Origin of the sequence: Streptomyces sp. CWNU-52B (genome assembly GCF_047444975.1) — a bacterium.
Classification (GTDB): Bacteria; Actinomycetota; Actinomycetes; order Streptomycetales; family Streptomycetaceae; genus Streptomyces.
In genome coordinates this window covers 435,199-453,525 of record NZ_JBLFJV010000006.1, presented here as the reverse complement: position 1 = coordinate 453,525, position 18,327 = coordinate 435,199, and the positions used below count along the sequence as shown (strand labels likewise).

At 69.4% G+C, this 18,327-nt stretch carries 16 protein-coding genes; 11 read left to right on the top strand and 5 right to left on the bottom strand.

Annotated elements, in window-relative coordinates; all coding sequences use genetic code 11:
• The first annotated feature begins 19 nt into the window (after positions 1–19).
• From ACLVWQ_RS09445 to ACLVWQ_RS09410, 8 genes are all read left to right on the top strand, one after another.
• The gene (locus ACLVWQ_RS09445; RefSeq protein WP_414107791.1) at positions 20–1,186 is read left to right on the top strand and encodes a pyridoxal phosphate-dependent aminotransferase; all 1,167 of its coding nucleotides are present in this window, start codon (positions 20–22) and stop codon (positions 1,184–1,186) included.
• A complete protein-coding gene (locus ACLVWQ_RS09440) occupies positions 1,161–2,981 on the top strand; it encodes an FAD/NAD(P)-binding protein (protein WP_414107790.1) in 1,821 nt (606 codons plus the stop codon). Before ACLVWQ_RS09445 ends, ACLVWQ_RS09440 begins: the two co-directional genes overlap by 26 nt.
• 3 nt (positions 2,982–2,984) lie before the next feature.
• Positions 2,985–3,512: a cupin domain-containing protein gene (locus tag ACLVWQ_RS09435; RefSeq protein WP_414107789.1), complete on the top strand. Its 528-nt coding sequence runs from the start codon at positions 2,985–2,987 to the stop codon at positions 3,510–3,512.
• Positions 3,509–4,279: a sulfite exporter TauE/SafE family protein gene (locus tag ACLVWQ_RS09430; protein WP_414107788.1), complete on the top strand. Its 771-nt coding sequence runs from the start codon at positions 3,509–3,511 to the stop codon at positions 4,277–4,279. The genes ACLVWQ_RS09435 and ACLVWQ_RS09430 overlap by 4 nt, the downstream gene beginning before the upstream one ends.
• Positions 4,280–4,311: 32 nt before the next feature.
• Positions 4,312–4,896: an O-methyltransferase gene (locus ACLVWQ_RS09425; protein ID WP_414107786.1), complete on the top strand. Its 585-nt coding sequence runs from the start codon at positions 4,312–4,314 to the stop codon at positions 4,894–4,896.
• A 210-nt stretch (positions 4,897–5,106) separates the two neighbouring features.
• Positions 5,107–5,652 (top strand): nitroreductase, encoded by a 546-nt coding sequence (locus ACLVWQ_RS09420; protein ID WP_414107838.1) that lies wholly within the window; start codon positions 5,107–5,109, stop codon positions 5,650–5,652.
• A gap of 212 nt (positions 5,653–5,864) precedes the next feature.
• Complete coding sequence (locus tag ACLVWQ_RS09415) at positions 5,865–6,839, top strand: aldo/keto reductase (RefSeq protein WP_414107785.1); 975 nt, start codon at positions 5,865–5,867, stop codon at positions 6,837–6,839.
• A 240-nt stretch (positions 6,840–7,079) separates the two neighbouring features.
• The gene (locus ACLVWQ_RS09410) at positions 7,080–7,889 is read left to right on the top strand and encodes a hypothetical protein (protein WP_414107784.1); all 810 of its coding nucleotides are present in this window, start codon (positions 7,080–7,082) and stop codon (positions 7,887–7,889) included.
• A 100-nt stretch (positions 7,890–7,989) separates the two neighbouring features.
• Here ACLVWQ_RS09410 and ACLVWQ_RS09405 read toward each other — a convergent pair whose 3' ends face one another.
• On the bottom strand, positions 7,990–9,015 hold the full coding sequence (locus tag ACLVWQ_RS09405; RefSeq protein ID WP_414107782.1) for an ATP-dependent 6-phosphofructokinase: 1,026 nt from the start codon (positions 9,013–9,015) through the stop codon (positions 7,990–7,992).
• A 314-nt stretch (positions 9,016–9,329) separates the two neighbouring features.
• On the opposite strand from ACLVWQ_RS09405, the gene pta reads away from it, so the two are divergent.
• The 3 genes from pta (at position 9,330) to pyk (ending at position 14,486) form a co-directional block, all read left to right on the top strand.
• Positions 9,330–11,555: a phosphate acetyltransferase gene (gene pta, locus ACLVWQ_RS09400; RefSeq protein ID WP_414107781.1), complete on the top strand. Its 2,226-nt coding sequence runs from the start codon at positions 9,330–9,332 to the stop codon at positions 11,553–11,555.
• Entirely contained in the window at positions 11,552–12,847 is a 1,296-nt protein-coding gene (locus ACLVWQ_RS09395; RefSeq protein ID WP_414107779.1) for an acetate kinase, read from the top strand. The genes pta and ACLVWQ_RS09395 overlap by 4 nt, the downstream gene beginning before the upstream one ends.
• 220 nt (positions 12,848–13,067) lie before the next feature.
• Positions 13,068–14,486 carry a pyruvate kinase gene (pyk, locus tag ACLVWQ_RS09390; protein WP_414107778.1) on the top strand — a complete coding sequence of 473 codons (1,419 nt, stop codon included), beginning with the start codon at positions 13,068–13,070 and terminating at the stop codon, positions 14,484–14,486.
• A gap of 109 nt (positions 14,487–14,595) precedes the next feature.
• On the opposite strand, the gene ACLVWQ_RS09385 is transcribed toward pyk, so the two are convergent.
• From ACLVWQ_RS09385 to ACLVWQ_RS09370, 4 genes are all read right to left on the bottom strand, one after another.
• Positions 14,596–15,144 carry a hypothetical protein gene (locus tag ACLVWQ_RS09385; RefSeq protein ID WP_414107777.1) on the bottom strand — a complete coding sequence of 183 codons (549 nt, stop codon included), beginning with the start codon at positions 15,142–15,144 and terminating at the stop codon, positions 14,596–14,598.
• A 405-nt stretch (positions 15,145–15,549) separates the two neighbouring features.
• On the bottom strand, positions 15,550–16,866 hold the full coding sequence (locus ACLVWQ_RS09380) for a hypothetical protein (RefSeq protein ID WP_414107776.1): 1,317 nt from the start codon (positions 16,864–16,866) through the stop codon (positions 15,550–15,552).
• Entirely contained in the window at positions 16,856–17,407 is a 552-nt protein-coding gene (locus ACLVWQ_RS09375; protein ID WP_414107774.1) for a DUF6114 domain-containing protein, read from the bottom strand. The genes ACLVWQ_RS09380 and ACLVWQ_RS09375 overlap by 11 nt, the downstream gene beginning before the upstream one ends.
• 147 nt (positions 17,408–17,554) lie before the next feature.
• Positions 17,555–18,187 carry a DUF6230 family protein gene (locus ACLVWQ_RS09370; RefSeq protein ID WP_414107773.1) on the bottom strand — a complete coding sequence of 211 codons (633 nt, stop codon included), beginning with the start codon at positions 18,185–18,187 and terminating at the stop codon, positions 17,555–17,557.
• Positions 18,188–18,327 lie beyond the last annotated feature (140 nt).

Sequence of the window (18,327 nt, the reverse complement as noted above, 5' to 3'; positions counted from 1 at the left end):
GCTCGCCGCGGAGGACCAGGTGATCGACCTCAGCATCGGCGCTCTGGACACACCCGCCGATCCGCGGATCGACCTCGGCGTCATCGATTTCATCCGGACGAAACCCGATGTGATCCATGCGTTCGCCCCCATCAAGGGATTTCCTTTCCTGCGGGAATCCATTGCGGCGCGCGTGAGCCGTCTGCACGGGATCGCATACGATCCGGAGAGCGAGATCCTGGTGACGCCCGGCGGCGTGAAGGGCTCCATCTCCGTGGTGTTCCACGCCCTGCTGAACCCGGGCGACGAGGTCGTCGTGCCGGTGCCCAACTGGCCGCACTACTCGGACATGGTGCTGCTGCACGAGGCCGTCCCGAAGACGGTCCTGGTCACGGCCGAGGACGGGCTGACGGCCCCGGTCCTCGAACAGGCGATCTCCGACCGCACCAAGATCGTGGTGCTCGGCGACTGCATCAACCCGACGGGCAAGATCTACTCGACGGAGGAACTCTCCGCGCTCGCCCAGGTCGTCGCCCGGCACAACCTGCGACGCGAGGCCGACGGCGAGAGCCCTGTCCACGTCCTGTTCGACTGCCCCTACGAGGCCCACGTCCTGGGCGAGCGCGCCAAGACGTTCGCCGCCATCGAGGCGCCGCTCCCCGACGGAAGTACCGTCCCCATGCGGCCGTGGACGCTGACGGTGACCGGCCCCGGCAAGACGTACGGCATGCACGGGGACCGGATCGGCTATCTGTGCGGGCCGACGGACATCGTCGAGGCCGCCGCCAGGGCACAGGTCAACCTCACGTCGTTCGCGTCCACCTACGGCCAGGTGGCGACGCACATCGCGCTCCAGCCGGAGATGGACGAGGTCGCGACGGCGCGGGCCGAGACCGCGCGGGACAACCTCCAGGCCATGCTGCGCGAGCTGGCGGCGGTTCCCTCACTACGGGTCGGTTCTCCCCAGGGGGGCTACTTCCTCTTCGTCGACCTGTCGAGCTACGCCCACGCCTATCAGCAGCACGGCTACGTCACGGCGGACCGGTTCCTGCTGGAGGAGGCGAAGGTCGCCACGATCTGCGGCAACCACTTCGCGGAGGACAAGGCGTTCAACCACTTCGTGCGGATCAACTGCGGCCGCACGAGCTCCATCCTGAGCCAAGCCGGCATACGCCTCAGGCATGCCCTCAGCCGTCTGGAGTCCTGAGCTGAAAGCCAACACGGAAGGGACTGTCAGGTACTGCATCGTCGGGACCGGATTCGCCGGCACCTGCGCGCTGTGGCATCTGGTCCGAGAACTGTCCGTCCGAGGCTGCCCGTCACCGCCCTCCCGCTCGTCCTGCACGATCACCACCGTGGAGCGGGGGATCGTGAACGGCCCCGGATACCCCTACGCCAAGGACAACGCCCACCTCGGGCACAGGTGCAACAACGAGGCCGGCACCATGGGAATCCATGGCAACGACTTCGTCGACTGGCTCACCGAGAGCAAACCGTGGCTCGTCGCCGACCATCCGGAACTCATCCTGGAGACCCACCCCGGGATCGATCCTGAAGCGTGGAAGCCCGAGGACGGCGAGTTCTATCCACGGGCCCTGTTCGGCCTGTACCTGGAACACCGGTTCCAGGACGCCGTCAAGATCGCCCGGGACCACGGGATCGACGTACAGCAGTACGTGGGGCACGAGGTCTTCGACGGGCGGACGACCGAGGACGGGTTCTCCGTCTCGCTCCGCGACCTCGGTACCGGACGCGAGTTCAGCCTGGACGGACTCGACCGGGTACTGCTGAGCACCGGGCACTGGCAGCCCACGGGGAAGGACGTACTCGCGGAGCACGAGGGGTACGTACCGGCGCCCTATCCGCCGGACAGGCTCCGGTCCGTCGTCTCCGGGCGTGTCCGGTCACGGCGGACACCGGGCGCGCATCCACGGGTCTACGTCCAGGGGATGGGCCCGAGCGGCATCGACGCCATCATGACCCTGAGCGGCGAGGGCGAGTTCACCTACACGGCCGACGGACATGTCGCCTCCTACCGGCCGGCACCGCGGGAAGGGGGAGCGGAGCCCCTGCACATCGTCGCCGGATCGCGCTCCGGCTTCTTTCCCCCCGTCCGGGGCCCGCTCGCCCGCCGTGAGCTGTCCCATCTCACCCCGGAAGCGGTCGCCGGCATCCGGAGCGAGCACCAGGGGCGGCTGCGGATCGAACCCGTCCTGCGGCTGCTGGACAAGGACCTGCGCGAAGCGACCGACGGGGCACTGGGGTGGCGCGACGTCGAAAGACCCCGGTACTCGTCGGCCAGGGAGAAACTCGAGAGCGATCTCCATGACTCACGCCATGGAAACCTCCTCTACACACTCGTCCTGAAGGCACGCAGGATGGGCTTCTACCGGGAACTCGAACCCGGCGACAAAGCCCGGTACGACCGCCTTTTCGATACGCACTTCATTCGGACGGCGGTGCCGATGCCGACGGCGAACGCGGAGAAACTGATCGCGCTCATGGACGCCGGAATCCTGACCACCGTGAAACACGGGTACACGGAACCAGCGATCGGCGCGCACGAACACGGCGGATTCGTGATCGCGTACGAGACCGGCGACGGCGAGCGGGCCAGCCTGCGGGCCGACTGCGCGGTGCGCGCCACGACACAGGATTTCGACCTGGAACGCCACCCTTCGGCACTGGTGCGGAACCTGCTGCGGCGGGGGGAGATCGTGCGCCACGAGGAATCCGGATACGTCACCGGCGGACTGGCCCTCGATCCGGACGGAAATTACCGGGTGACCAGGCGGGTGGGGAGCGTTTCCGGACCGTCGCCGCATCTGTCGTCGTACGGCTCTCCCGTCAGGTTCTGGCAGAACGAACACAACTACGCCGGAGCCTTCGTGAAGGCCGCCGAACTGGTGGCCGCCGACTGGGCCGATACCGCCGCCGAGCCGCCACGCCGCAGCACCGCCCCGGACCGCTCGGGGCCGGCCATCACCGAAACAGGGAGTTGAGCGATGGAAATGAAAGAGTTCTACTATCAGGACGGTCTACGGGTCAGTGTGTTCAACCTCGACCACGAAGCCGTTCCCTACCACTTCCACAACGAAGTGTCGGACATGGTGTACTGCTCCCTGGGCCAGATCTCCATCGAACTCCCCGAAGCCGGTGAGGTGTTCACCGTCCTTCCCGGAGAGGTCTTCCAGGTGCCCCGTACGAACAAGCACCGGTTCGTCAACGGAGCACCCGTCGGCACGCCCTCGCGGTACGTCCTCCTCCAGATAGGCACGTTCGACATCAACTTCGTGCCGCCCGCCGAAGGACTCGCGGGCAAGATCGCCGACAGCACGGTGACCCACGTGGCGGACGCCGACGTGTACGTCGAGGACCGCAAGGCCGAGATCATCAAGCTCGCCGACCACTTCGCGTCGGAGAAGCCGGAGGTCCTGACCACGGACGAACAGGCCGACGTGGTGCGGGCGCTGCGCTGTTTCGTGGACCGCGGTATCCCGGCGGAGCATCCGAGGGCCGCCGCCCGGCCGTGACCGACGCCGCTCCCTTCTCCTTCCGGCTCACCACCTTCGCGCTGATCGTCCTCACGTTCTTCGTGGGTGGGCTGTTCAAGGGGCTGACCGGCCTGGGGCTGCCGCCCGTCGTCCTCGGAATCCTCACGGCAACGATCGGTATCGAGCCCGCCAAGGCTCTGATCATCATCCCGACGTTCCTGACCAATGTGTTCCAGGCGGCGCGCGGCGGCCACGGTCGCAGAATCATCCGTCTCACGTGGCCTTTCCTTCTGGCCGCCACCCTTTTCACGCTGTCGGGCGCGCTGACGCTGGGCTACTTCAGGGCGGACGTGATGTCCGCCCTGCTCGGCGCCGGGCTCGCCGTCTACGGAATTCTCGGCCTGTTCCGACTGCGGGTGAACATCAGCGGAAAATGGTGGAACCACCCCGTCGGCGCGTTGTTCGGGGCCATCAACGGATTTCTCACCGGAATGACCGGATCGTCGGCCGTCCCGGGGGTCTTCTACCTTCAGTCGATCGGTCTGCTGCGGGATCAGCTGATTCAGAGCATGGGGATCCTCTTCACGCTGTCGACGGTTTCCCTGGCGTGGTCGCTGCGCACTCAGGACCTCCTGGACGCGCACCTCATCGCCATGTCCGCGGTGTCCCTCGCCCCGGCCTTTCTGGGAATGTCGATCGGAAACAGGATCCGCCGCAGCATTCCCGAAGAGAAATTCCACACGGTACTCTGTACCGCGCTGGTGCTCCTGGGCCTCTACATCACGGCCCAGAATCTGACCAAGTGACACCGGACCTTTTGCCGACGAGGGGAAACACCATGGACCGCGGCCTCGCCGCATTACTGCGCGAGCTGGAGGAATTCGGCGAGGCCAACGACTCGTCCACGGACGACCGCAGCCGCAAAATGCTGAACATCACGCCCGACACCGGCCCGTTTCTCGCGCTGCTCGTCCAGGCCTGCAAGGCACGCAACGTTCTGGAGATCGGCACGTCCAACGGCTACTCGACCTTGTGGCTCGCCGACGCCGTGGGCCCGAAGGGTTCGGTCACCACCGTCGAACAGGCCGACGACAAGGTGAGGATGGCCGAGCGGAACTTCCGGCGTGCCGGACTCCGGTCCCGGATCCGGCAGATCACCGGCGACGCGGGACCCTTCCTCGGCTCACGCGACGCCGGCGAGTACGACTTCGTCTTCCTGGACAGCAACCGCGGGGAATACGTCGGCTGGTGGGACTCGCTGCGGCGGATCCTCGCGGACGGCTGTCTGCTCGTGGTCGACAACGCCGTCTCCCACGCGCACCAGTTGACGGACTTCAACCGGCTGGTCGAGGCGTCGGAGGACTTCTCCGGAGTCCTGCTGCCCATCGGCAAGGGCGAGTTGGTGCTCCTCAAGAGCCTGTGACGGGTCCGTCGCCCGCACGAGCGGGCGGTGCCCGAAGCCCGTGGGGGCCTGCTCCACCATCCACCAGGGCGGCGTCACCGCTCGGTACGCCCTCGCACCCGTACGCGCCCCTCCTCCGAACCGCGTTCTCCCCTACGTCGGCTGCACGTGGGCTGCACCGACCCGGCCTCCGTTCACCCTCTGCGCTGAGGAGTACTTGTCTTGGACGTCATGACGGCCATCCTGACGCGCCGTAGCATCCACTCGCTCTCCGATCCGGCCCCCTCGGACCAGGAGTTCGCCTACCTGTTGAAGGGAGCGGCCGCGGCCCCCGACCACGGCAGACTGCGCCCCTGGCGCTGGGTCCTGCTGAGGGGCGCCGATCTGGAGCGGGTCGGCGCCTGCCTCGCCGCCGAGGCGGAGCCCGAGGAACGGGATCTGGTCGAGAAGAAGTTCCTGCGAGCCCCCCTGAAGGCGGTGCTCGTCTTCTCGCCCGCCGCGGAACACCGGGTGCCGGAGTGGGAGCAGCTCGCCTCGGCGAGCAACGTCGCCTACGGCCTGATGCTGCTCCTGCACGCCCGCGGCTTCGGCAGCATCTGGCGTACGGGCCGGCTGTGCCGGAGTCCGGGCAGCCGGCTCCTGCTGGGCGCCCGCCCGGACGAACAGCTCCTGGGCTCCCTGGACATAGGCACGCCCGGCCTCTCGGGACAACCGACCCGCCGCACCCTCGACGACGTCACCGCCCACCTGCAGTTCCTGCACACCGACCGGGCCTAGCCAAGCCCGGTCGGCTCACCAGGGCATCTCAAGAACGCGTTCACCCCTCCGGTACGGCGTCGCGCCCGTGCTCCCCCTCGTTTCGTCACGTCCGCACCGCGCACCACCCCGGATAATCTGGGCGGCCGGAGCAGAGGACGACAGAAGACGGCCGGGGAACCACTGGCGCGAGCGCCGTCCGACCGGGTGAAGAGCGAAGGAGAGAAGCAACGGTGAAGCACATCGACCTGCGTGACCTGGACGTATCCCGTATCGGCCTGGGCGCGATGGGCATGTCCCACGGCTACACCGGCGCCGGAACGGACGAGGCCGAGTCCGTCCGTACCATCCACCGCGCCCTGGAACTGGGCGTCACCTTCGTCGACACCGCCGAGGTCTACGGCCCGTACACCAACGAGGAACTCGTCGGCCGCGCCCTGAAGGGCCGCCGGGACCAGGTCGTGCTGGCGACCAAGTTCGGGCTCATCTCCCACGCCGGCCGCGAGGGCGGCACCGACAGCAGCCCGGCAAGCGTCCGCGCCGCGGTCGAGGGCTCCCTGAGGCGCCTGGACACCGACCGCATCGACCTCTACTACCAGCACCGCGTCGACCCCGGCACCCCGATCGAGGACACCGTCGGCGCGCTGGCCGAGCTGGTCGCCGAGGGCAAGATCCGGTACATCGGCCTCTCCGAGGCGGGGCCCGACACCATCCGCCGCGCCCACGCCGTCCACCCGGTCACCGCCGTCCAGTCCGAGTACTCGCTGTTCACCCGTGACCCCGAGGCGCGTGTCCTGCCGGTGCTGCGCGAGCTGAACATCGGCTTCGTCCCCTTCTCACCACTCGGACGCGGTTTCCTGACCGGCACGATCCGCTCGACCGACCAGTTTGACGCCACCGACTTCCGTACGAAGAACCCCCGGTTCACCGAGGAGAACTTCCAGCACAACCTCCGCCTGGCCGACGAGGTCGCCGCCGTCGCCGCCCAGGTCGACGCGACCCCGGCCCAGGTCGCCCTCGCCTGGCTGCTGGCCCAGGGCGACGACATCGCGCCCATCCCCGGCACCAAGCGCGTGTCCCGCGTCGAGGAGAACGCCGCCGCCGACGCCGTACACCTCACCGACGAGCAGCTCGCGCAGCTCACCGCCCTCCCTCCGGCCGCCGGCGACACCCACAACGCGTCCGGGATGCGCATGATGGAGCGCTGATCCCCCGCGGCACAGGACCGAACCGAACCAGACCGGACCTAACCAGACCGGACCGGGCCGAACGGGCAGCGAGTTCTGCCCGAAGGTTTTCCCCGGCACCTCTCCCCGTCCGTTGACACCGGCCCCACAATCGGCCCGGAGGAAGAGTGTGATCACCCGGGTTCAGCGGATCCAGCTGAGAGGGCACCGGAGGACGAGAAGCGCCCGGCACCCGCCCGTGCCGGGACGAAGAGAGACGTGATGTACGGACAGGACCGGTCGCAAGCCCCCGAAGCGAGCAACAAGGCGGGGCACGCGCACCGCGGGGCCCGACGGCCGAATCCGGCGAGCCGCGCGGCGGCCCTGCTGTCGGCCGGGCACCCCTCGGCAGGCGCCCTGCGGTCCGTGCAGCGCTCCGCGGGCAACGCCGCCGCCGTGGCGTCCATGGCGGCGGTGCCGGTCCAGCGTGCCAGCGCCTACATCGCGACCGGCGCCAGGGAGTCCCAGACCCTCGCGGAGAACCTCAAGCAACGCCATGGCCTGAGCACCGACCCGAAGAACGTCAAACCCGGCGAGGTCCTCTGGATCATCGGGCACGGCTCGGAGATCGGCGACGGCACCGCGGCGGCGAACCATGTCCGCCAAGCCGGTTTCCGCCCCGGCGGTGGCAGAGAGGTACGGCTGGTGGTCTGCAACGCCGGGCGCCGCCCGGTGGACTCCCACGCCTCACCCGCCCAGAACATCGCGAACATCCTGCAGACCACCGTGCACGGCTCCACGGCCATGGTCTGGCACGTCCCCAGCGGCAGCGACGACGTCATCGAGGGCAAGTTCACCACGTTCCAGCCGCAGGGCCCCGTCGACGACATCACCAGTCGTTTGGGGCACCTGGCGGTGAAGGACGCCGATCCGGCGGACGAAGTCGCCAGCAGGATGGGGCAGATGGCCCTGAACATGAACGGGTGGAGCTCCCACGACGGCGAGGGCGGCTCCGCCGACCTGCGAGGTGACGGCGTCGACTCCGCCGTCAGGGGCATGCGCCACCTCTCGATGAGGGACCAGGACTCCTGACCCCAGGGGCTCAGGGGCTCAGCGCCGCCGGAGCCCGGCTCCAGCGGTCCTGGGCTCCGACAGCCCTGGGCTCCGGCGGGAGCCCAGGACCCGGGCGGCCCTAGAAGACCGACTCCGCCTCGTCCATCCGGTCCTTCGGGACCGTCTTCAGTTCCGTGACCGCCTCGGCCAGCGGCACCATCACCACGTCCGTGCCGCGCAGCGCCGTCATCCGGCCGAATTCGCCCTGGTGCGCGGCCTCCACCGCGTGCCAGCCGAAGCGCGTCGCCAGCACCCGGTCGTACGCGGTCGGCGTGCCGCCCCGCTGGATGTGGCCGAGGATGACCGGCTTGGCCTCCTTGCCCAGGCGGCGCTCCAGCTCGTACGCCAGCGCCGTCCCGATGCCCTGGAAACGCTCGTGGCCGAACTGGTCGATGTCGCCGTGGCCGTAGTCCATGCTGCCCACGGCGGGGTGCGCGCCCTCGGCCACGCACACGACCGCGAACTTCTTGCCGCGGGCGAAGCGCTCCTCGACCATCTTCACCAGGTCGGCCGGGTCGAAGGCCCGCTCGGGCAGGCAGATGCCGTGGGCGCCGGCGGCCATGCCGGACTCCAGGGCGATCCAGCCGGCGTGCCGGCCCATGACCTCGACGACCATCACCCGCTGATGGGACTCCGCGGTCGTCTTGAGGCGGTCCATCGCCTCCGTGGCGACCCCGACCGCCGTGTCGAACCCGAAGGTGCGGTCCGTCGACGAGATGTCGTTGTCGATCGTCTTGGGGACCCCGACCACCGGCAGGCCCGCGTCCGACAGCATCCGCGCCGCGGTGAGCGTGCCCTCGCCGCCGATCGGGATCAGGACGTCGATGCCGAACTCGCGCGCCATGTCCTGCGCGTTCTCGCACGCCTCGCGCAGCCGGTCGCGCTGGAGGCGGGAGGAGCCGAGAATGGTGCCGCCGCGGGCCAGGATGCCGCTCACGGCGTCCAGGTCGAGGTTGCGGTAGCGGCCTTCGAGCAGACCCGCGTAACCGTCCTCGAAGCCGATGACCTCGGCGTCGTAATTGGTGACGGCCCGGTGCACGACCGACCGGATCACGGCGTTCAGTCCGGGACAGTCGCCGCCTGCGGTGAGGACTCCGATACGCATCGTGCTGTGTCTCCTGCTCGCTGTTGGCCTGTGTCTCCTGTGGCGCGAGAGCCAGTCCGATTGTTTCACGGGCGGCAATGGGCCGCTGTCAGCGCCCCGCGCGCCCCCTCGCCCCGCCCACGCGCCCCCGGCGGACCCCGCTCGCCCCTCCCCGAAGCACCCGCCCGCCCCCGGCCTGACGGGCGCCTTAACCATGCCCGGAGGTATTGTCAAGAGGACTCAGCCGACAACACCGGCCACGTTCGGTCCCCACAGTTCCTGACAGATCCTGGCCGCACAGACTTTTCCCGTACCGGACGAAACGGAGAGCATGCGTGACGCGCAGCGTGTACGTGACCGGGATCGACCGAGGTGACGGCCGCCAGGTCATCGAGCTGGGAGTCATGGAGCTCCTGACCCGCCAGGTGGACCGGGTGGGGGTGTTCCGGCCCCTCGTCCACGACGGGCCCGACCGGCTCTTCGAGCTGCTGCGCGCCCGCTACCGCCTGGCCCAGGACCCGGCGACGGTCTACGGCATGGACTACCACGAGGCGTCCGCGCTCCAGGCCGAGCAGGGCACCGACGAGCTGGTCTCCCGGCTCGTCGACCGCTTCCACCGGGTGGCCCGCGAGTACGACGTCGTCCTCGTCCTCGGCACGGACTACGCCGACACCCAGTTCCCGGACGAACTGGCGCTCAACGCCCGCCTGGCGAACGAGTTCGGCGCGTCCGTGATCCCCGTGGTCGGCGGCCGCAAACAGACGGCCGAGTCGGTCCTCGCGGAGACCCGCAACGCGTTCCGCGCCTACGACGGACTGGGCTGCGACGTCCTCGCGATGGTGGTGAACCGGGTCGCGCCCGCCGACCGCGCGGACCTCCACGAGATGCTCGACGACCGCCTCCCCGTGCCCTGCCACGTCCTGCCGGACGAGCCCGCGCTCTCCGCGCCGACCGTCGCCCAGATCACCCACGCCCTCGGCGGCAAGGTGCTGCTCGGCGACGACGCGGGGCTCGCGCGCGACGCGCTGAACTTCGTCTTCGGCGGCGCCATGCTGCCGAACTTCCTGGGCGCGCTGACCCCGGGCTGCATGGTCGTGACCCCGGGCGACCGCGCCGACCTCGTGGTGGGCGCCCTCGCCGCGCACAGCGCCGGCACCCCGCCCATCGCGGGCGTCCTGCTCACCCTGAACGAGCGCCCCAGCGACCTCGTCCTCACCCTGGCCGCCCGCCTCGCCCCCGGCACCCCGGTGGTCGCGGTCGAGGCGGGCTCCTTCCTCACGGCGTCCGAACTCTTCGCCATGGAGGGCAAGCTGAACGCGGCCACGCCCCGCAAGGCGGAGACCGCCCTCGGCCTCTTCGAGCGGTACGTGGACACCGGCGACCTGCTCAAACGCGTCTCCGCGCCCAGCAGCGGCCGCGTCACGCCGATGATGTTCGAGCACAAGCTCCTGGAGCAGGCCCGCTCCGACAAGCGGCGCGTCGTGCTGCCCGAGGGCACCGAGGCCCGCGTCCTGCACGCGGCCGAGGTGCTGCTGCGCCGCGGTGTCTGCGACCTCACCCTGCTGGGCCCCGTCGAGCAGATCCGCAAGAAGGCCGCCGACCTCGGCATCGACCTCGGCGCCGCCCAGCTGATCGACCCTCAGACCTCCGAGCTGCGCGACCGGTTCGCCGAGAAGTACGCCGAACTCCGCGCGCACCGGGGCGTGTCGGTCGAACTGGCCCACGACGTGGTCTCGGACGTGAACTACTTCGGCACGCTGATGGTCCAGGAGGGCCTCGCCGACGGCATGGTCTCCGGCTCGGTGCACTCCACCGCGGCCACCATCCGTCCCGCGTTCGAGATCATCAAGACCAAGCCGGGCGCGGCCATCGTCTCCTCGGTCTTCTTCATGTGCCTGGCCGACAAGGTCCTCGTGTACGGCGACTGCGCGGTCAACCCCGACCCGGACGCCGAGCAGCTGGCCGACATCGCCATCCAGTCGGCCGCCACCGCCGGGCAGTTCGGGGTGGCACCGCGGATCGCGATGCTCTCGTACTCGACCGGCACGTCCGGTTCGGGCGCGGACGTCGACAAGGTGCGCACCGCCACCGAGCTGGTCCGCTCCCGGCGCCCCGATCTGAGCGTCGAGGGGCCGATCCAGTACGACGCGGCCGTGGAGCCGTCCGTCGCGGCGACCAAGCTGCCCCAGTCGGCGGTCGCCGGGCAGGCGTCCGTGCTGATCTTCCCGGACCTCAACACCGGCAACAACACGTACAAGGCCGTGCAGCGCTCGGCCGGCGCGATCGCCGTCGGCCCAGTCCTCCAGGGCCTGCGCAAGCCGGTCAACGACCTGTCGCGGGGCGCGCTCGTCGGGGACATCGTGAACACGGTCGCCATCACCGCGATACAGGCCCAGAGCCAGAACCAGAGCCCCGACCAGGGCCAGGGCCCGGACCAGGCACGGCCCGCGACTCCGGACTCGGCCTCGACGCCGGACTCGACGCCGGATCCGGCCTCCCCTTCCGTCCCTTCCACCCCTGCCGCCCCTGCCGCCCCGACCCCGAAGGCTCCCACCCAGTGACCGCCACCCGCGTCCTCGTCCTCAACTCCGGCTCCTCGTCGGTGAAGTACCAGCTGCTCGACATGAGCGACGGCAGCCGGCTGGCCGTGGGCCTCGTCGAGCGGATCGGCGAGGAGACCTCCCGGCTCAAGCACACCCCGCTGGCCTCCGGCGGCGCGGCCCGCGAGACCACCGGACCGATCGCCGACCACGACGCCGCGCTGAAGGCCGTCGCCCAGGAGCTCTCCCGGGACGGGCTCGGCCTCGACTCCCCCGAGCTGGCCGCGATCGGCCACCGGGTCGTGCACGGCGGGCAGCTCTTCACCCGGCCGACCGTCGTCGACGACGCCGTCCTCGCCGAGATCGAGCGGCTCATCCCGGTCGCGCCGCTGCACAACCCGGCCAACCTCACCGGGATCCGTACCGCCCGGGCGCTGCGCCCGGACCTGCCGCAGGTCGCCGTCTTCGACACCGCGTTCCACACGACGATGCCGGAGTCCGCGGCCCGCTACGCGATCGACGTGGAGACCGCCGACAAGCACCGCATCCGCCGGTACGGCTTCCACGGCACCTCGCACGCGTACGTGTCCCGCGAGACCGCCCGCCTCCTCGGCCGGGCCCCCGAGGACGTGAACGTCATCGTGCTGCACCTGGGCAACGGCGCGTCGGCCTCGGCGGTCGAGAAGGGCCGGTGCGTGGACACCTCCATGGGGCTGACGCCTTTGGAGGGGCTCGTGATGGGTACGCGGTCCGGAGACGTGGACCCCGCGGTCGTCTTCCATCTGAGGCGCGTGGGCAACATGTCCACGGACGAGATCGACACCCTGCTCAACAGCAGGAGCGGTCTGGTCGGGCTGTGCGGCGACAACGACATGCGGGAGATCCGCCGCCGCATCGACGAGGGCGAGGCGGCCCCGGAGGGCTCCGAGACCGCCGCGGACGGGGCGCGGGCCCGGCTCGCCTTCGACATCTACATACACCGGCTGAGGAAGTACATCGGCGCGTACTACGCGGTACTGGGCCACGTCGACGCGGTCGTCTTCACGGCCGGGGTCGGGGAGAACGCCGCCCCGGTGCGCGAGGCCGCGATCGCGGGCCTGGACTCGCTGGGCCTGGCCGTGGACGACGGACGGAACGCCGTACGGTCCGCCGAGGCGCGGCTGATCTCGCCCGAGGGGGCGAGGGTCGCGGTGGCCGTCGTACCGACCGACGAGGAACTGGAGATCGCCGACCAGACGTACGCGCTCGTGGGAAGCGGGAACACCTCGGACGGGAACACCTCGGACGAGAAGCCCCCGAACGGGAACACCTGAAAAACGTCGCCGGGCCGCCGAACCGCCGGAAAGCGACCGTCGAGCGGCGGGAAAGCAGCCGGAGCGCGACCGGTTCGCGGCCGACGCGCGGCCGGGCCGGAAGCAGCTGGGAAACGCCCAGGAAAGGCCGACGGGCCCACGCCTGAGCGCACACCCGCCCATTTGTATCTTCCGCCAGACGGAATATTCCGAAGCGAAACAAACCGATAGGATCGCTCCCATGCGCCGTTCCAAAATCGTCTGCACACTGGGCCCCGCCGTCGACTCCCACGAACAGCTCGTCTCGCTGATCGAGGCCGGCATGAGCGTGGCCCGTTTCAACTTCAGCCACGGCTCGCACGCCGAGCACCAGGGCCGGTACGACCGTGTCCGGGCCGCCGCCCAGGAGACGGGCCGCGCCATCGGCGTCCTCGCCGACCTGCAGGGCCCCAAGATCCGGCTGGAGACCTTCGCCGAGGGCCCCGTGGAGCTGGAGCGCGGTGACGAGTTCACCATCACGACCGACGACGTCCCGGGCGACAAGTCGATCTGCGGTACCACGTACAAGGGCCTGCCGAACGACGTCTCCAAGGGCGACCAGGTCCTGATCAACGACGGCAACGTCGAGCTGCGGGTCGTCGAGGTCGAGGGCTCGAACGTGAAGACGATGGTCATCGAGGGCGGTGTCATCTCGGACCACAAGGGCATCAACCTGCCCGGTGCCGCCGTGAACGTGCCGGCGCTGTCCGAGAAGGACATCGACGACCTGCGCTTCGCCCTCCAGATGGGCTGCGACCTGGTCGCGCTGTCCTTCGTGCGCGACGCCCACGACGTGAACGACGTCCACAAGATCATGGACGAGGAGGGCCGCCGGGTCCCCGTCATCGCCAAGGTGGAGAAGCCCCAGGCGGTGGAGAACATGGAGGCCGTCGTGGCGGCCTTCGACGGTGTCATGGTGGCCCGTGGCGACCTGGCCGTCGAGTATCCGCTGGAGCGGGTCCCGATGGTGCAGAAGCGCCTCGTGGAGCTGTGCCGGCGCAACGCCAAGCCGGTGATCGTCGCGACCCAGATGATGGAGTCGATGATCACCAACTCCCGCCCCACGCGCGCCGAGGCGTCCGACGTGGCCAACGCGATCCTGGACGGCGCGGACGCGGTCATGCTGTCCGCCGAGTCGAGCGTCGGCGCGTACCCGATCGAGACCGTGAAGACGATGTCGAAGATCGTCGTCGCGGCCGAGGAGGAGCTGCTCTCCAAGGGCCTGCAGCCGCTCGTGCCGGGCAAGAAGCCGCGTACGCAGGGTGGCTCGGTGGCCCGTGCCGCGTGCGAGATCGCGGACTTCCTGGGCGGCAAGGGCCTGGTGGCCTTCACCAAGTCCGGTGACACGGCCCGCCGACTCTCCCGCTACCGCGCGGAGCAGCCCATCGTGGCCTTCACCACGGAGGAGAGCACCCGCAACCAGCTCGCGCTGAGCTGGGGCGTCGAGTCCTACGTCGTGCCGTTCGTGGACAGCACCGACGAGATGGTCGACCTGGTCGACAACGAACTGCGCAAGCTCAACCGCTTCACCGAGGGCGACGTCGTCGTGATGACCGCGGGCTCACCCCCCGGCGTCCCGGGCACCACGAACATGGTCCGGGTACACCACTTGGGCGGCTGACCCGCTCCGGTACCCGTAGTCATATCCGTACCGGTACCGCTCCCGTACGCCGCCGAAGGCGCCCCCTGGCTCAACAGAGGGCGCCTTCGGCGTTGCGGTGCCGTGAGAGCTACGGCAGGTCGCCGGCCAGTTGCTGCCAGGCCTCGTGCTCGGCCCGCCGGGGATGATCCCCGGCATGGGGCGCCACGGCACGCATGACCGCCAGCAGCCGCTTGGCCGTCCGGAGAGACAGCATCTGCTCCCGCTCCAACTCCTTCCAGCGCGGGGCGAGTCCGGCGGCTTCCTCACGGCTCATGGGCAGAGCGTCCAGGGCCCGGCCGAGCAACGGCCGCGGATCGAGCATGGGCACGTCCGGGCGCGGTCCCACGTTCGTCAACAGCCAGGCCCTGAGCCACAAGTCACGCATCAGCCATTCGCCGCTCTGTGGACCGGTCGACCGCTCGGCAGCCGCCATCAGGGCCGACCACGCCGCTCCGACCGCACGCCACCGCTCGGTGGGCATCTCCGACGGATCCTGCTGAAGCCGTGCGGCGAACATCTGGGCCGCGAGCAGCCACTGGTTCACCTCGCCATCGGCGCCCGCGATCTGCGGCGCCGACCAGCGACGCACGTGATCGTCCAGGCCTAGCCGGTCCAGGCCATCGAAGAGACCGTCCATCAGAACCCCACTCCGGCCGCCTCAAACATCTCTCTGCCGAGCAGTTCCGCTCCACCGCCAGGCGCCCAGAACGGGTCCCCTTCCTTGAAGAAGTGGCCACTGTGACTGTTGATGTTCAGCCGGAAGGTCGGCGGGGGCTTGCGTACGCAGTCGCCGATGGCCGCAACACCGGTCGTGGTTCCCTCTGTGACGCCCCCGTGCCGCGCATGGTCATGTGCACGACACGAAGCACCTTATGGAGTCTGCGTGAAGAATCTAAACAGGTGGTGACGGAGTACTTGTGGTGACGCGATCCGACTCGTGGAGGAGCGCTGTGAGCGCCGATCAAGGCAACGCCCCGGCTCCCGCGTCAGCGGAAGAACCGGGGCGTGACCCTGTTCAGTGCCCGAACCGGTCCCTGGCGGACTAGCCGAGCGGCGTGTTGTACTGCTTCATTCCGGGGACCGTCAGCGTTCCGCCGAACTGGGCGGCCTGGACGACCTTCACCTTCGTGAAGTAGATCAGCGGGATGTTCAGCGGAGGCGGGTTCTTCGGGTCGAACGTGATCGGGATCAGCCCGAGCAGGTTGCCGGAGATGCTCTCCGTGTACATCGTCGTCTTGCCGTCCTTGATGGTGGACGTCGTGCCGTTGCCCGCCTGGACGTGGTACTTCACCCCGGCGTCCTTGTCGTCGACGGTCTGGTGCAGGTCGCCGATGTCGGTGCCGTCGGAGATCACGTACTTCAGGACCTCCTTGACCGAGCCGTTGGCGGTCTTCACCTTGACGACGCCCTGGTAGTCGGCCCCCTTGAGCGTCAGGGAGCTGGCCTCCAGCATCCAGGGGTCGTCGGCCAGGGCCGGGATGCCCTGCTCGACGCCACCCTCGTCGTCCGTGGCGGCCGGGCAGTCGTCCGGGTCCGTCGTGGAGCCCGCGGACGGGCTCGGGGACGGCGAGGCGGTGGCCTCGTCCGCCGCGTCCTTCGCCTTCTCCGCGGCGTCCTCCGCCGCCTCGGACGCCTTGTCGGTCACGTCCTTGACCGTGTCCTCGGCCTTGCCCTTCGTGTCCTTGACGGTGTCCTCGACGTCCTTGACCGCGTCGTCGACGCCCTTCGATGCCGAGGGGGTGGCCGTGGCGGACGGCTCCGCGGTGGGGGTCGCGGACTCCTTCTCGCCGGGCGTGAAGATGTCCTCGAGCGCGTTGCCGATGTCGTCCAGGAGGTTGCCGCCGCTCTGCGAGGCAGAGGGCGCCGGGGTGGACGCCCCGCCCTCCGACCCGGCCGGCTTGCTCGTCGAGGCGGACGGCGCGGGCTCGGGCTTGTCCTCGGAACCTGAATCCGAGGAAGAGCCGTCGCCCGAGGAGTCTTCCTCGTCGCCGGAGGCGGGCGCGGTCGTCGAGGCGGAGGCGGACGGCGACGGGGTCGCCGACGCGTCCTTGTCCTTGTCGGCCTCGTCGTCCTTGGCGTCCTTGGCCGCCTTCTCGCTCTCGTCGAGCGCCGCGACACAGTCCTTGTACTCGTCGATCGTGAGGTTCTTCGCCGACGGCTTGTCGTCGGCCTGGGCGAGCGTCGGGGTGAACCCCATCCCCATGAGGATCGCGGTCGGCATCGACGCGATGGCTATCGCCTTGCCCGCGGGCACGTGCAGCCTGGTGAACAGCGGCTTCCTGGGGGCTGCGTGCCGCGGTCCGGTTCTCTCACGGGACTCACCCGCGGAGTCCGCGTATTGGACCTCGTCAGCCGGCACTGTGCCTCCCGTTCGCCCCGTTGATCGGGCTCGTATCCGACAGATCGTTCGGCCCACCCGCCCCGTCGGCCGCCACGGCCCCAGGGGCGCCTCCCTTGTCCGTACGGTCCGTCTCGGTCCGGCGTGCGGCCGACTCGTCGCCGGGCACCCAGGAGACCGCCATCCCGCCGCCCACCAGGGCCAGCAGGAAGCCGACCAGGAAGCCGCCGAGATTCGCCACGGGGATCGAGACCAGCCCGAGCAGGATCGCCGCCACACCGGCGAAGGTCCGCACGTGCTTCTGGTACCAGAGGCTGATCCCGAGGACGCCCAGGAGCACCCCGATGATGAGCGAACCGGCGCCCGCGGTCGTCGACAGGGCCAGCGTGAGATGCCCGATCTGCAGGTTCGCATACGGGAAGTACGCGATCGGGAATCCGCCGAGCAGGATGAAGAGACCGGCCCAGAACGGGCGGCCACCCCGCCAGGCACGGAACCGGAGCCGCCAGTAGATGAATCGACCGCGCGCGGCAGGAGTCCCTGCAGGAGTCTCGGCGCTCATGGAAAAACAGCTCCCTGGAACGGCGTTGCTATGAGAGGTTCACGTAATACGAAGTACACGCACGAGTACACGTACACATACACGTACTACGCAGTAGGGGACGGGCGGGCGAGGCAGCGAAGGCTCCCTCGCCCGCCCGGGGCGTGCCTAGTAGCACTCCTTGACACCCTTGGACAGCGACATCTTCAGGCCGCTGAGCTTGAAGGTGCCGGCGGTGGTCGCCCACGCCGTCTGCTTCACGTCGGTCAGCGTGGCCGAGTCGGCCTGCTGAGCGAAGCCGTAGGGGTTCGCCTGGTCACCCTTGGCGATTCCCGGGCCCTTACTCGCGTCCTTGGCCGCGACACCGATGTCGATGTTGCGGAAGGTCGCGTCGGCCTGCAGGTCCTCCACGTCGATGTAGAGGTTCTGGGCCTTCACCGGCGTGTCACCGCCGCCCGCCTTCAGCGTCAGGCTGACGGAACCGAGCAGCGGGACGTCCGGGGTGACCACGGACTGGCACATGTTCGTGATCTTGGCGGTCTTGAACGCCGACACCGCGACCGGGTGCGCCGTCTTGTCGCCCTTGAGCGTGTACCCCTGGTCGATGGCTCCGTACTGCGAGAAGCCCGTACCGTCGAGACGGTCCGCCGTCACCTTGAACGACTGACCCGACACGCTGAACGACGCGGCGAGAGCGCCTTGTGCAAGGGCGATGCCTATGCACGCCGTCGCGGCCACGCTCGGCACCATGACGACCGCGAACCGCTTCCATCTGGTCCCGCCACGCACCTGGGACTCCATATTTCCTCCTTCTCGGACGTACATCTCCGGCCCTGGCTGCCTCCAGACGGCGGCTCAGCCGGGCAGGGATGGGAGAAGTGCTACGTCCTCGGGAAGGAGAGCGCCCGACCCGGGGGCGCTCTAAGCACCCGGATCACCGG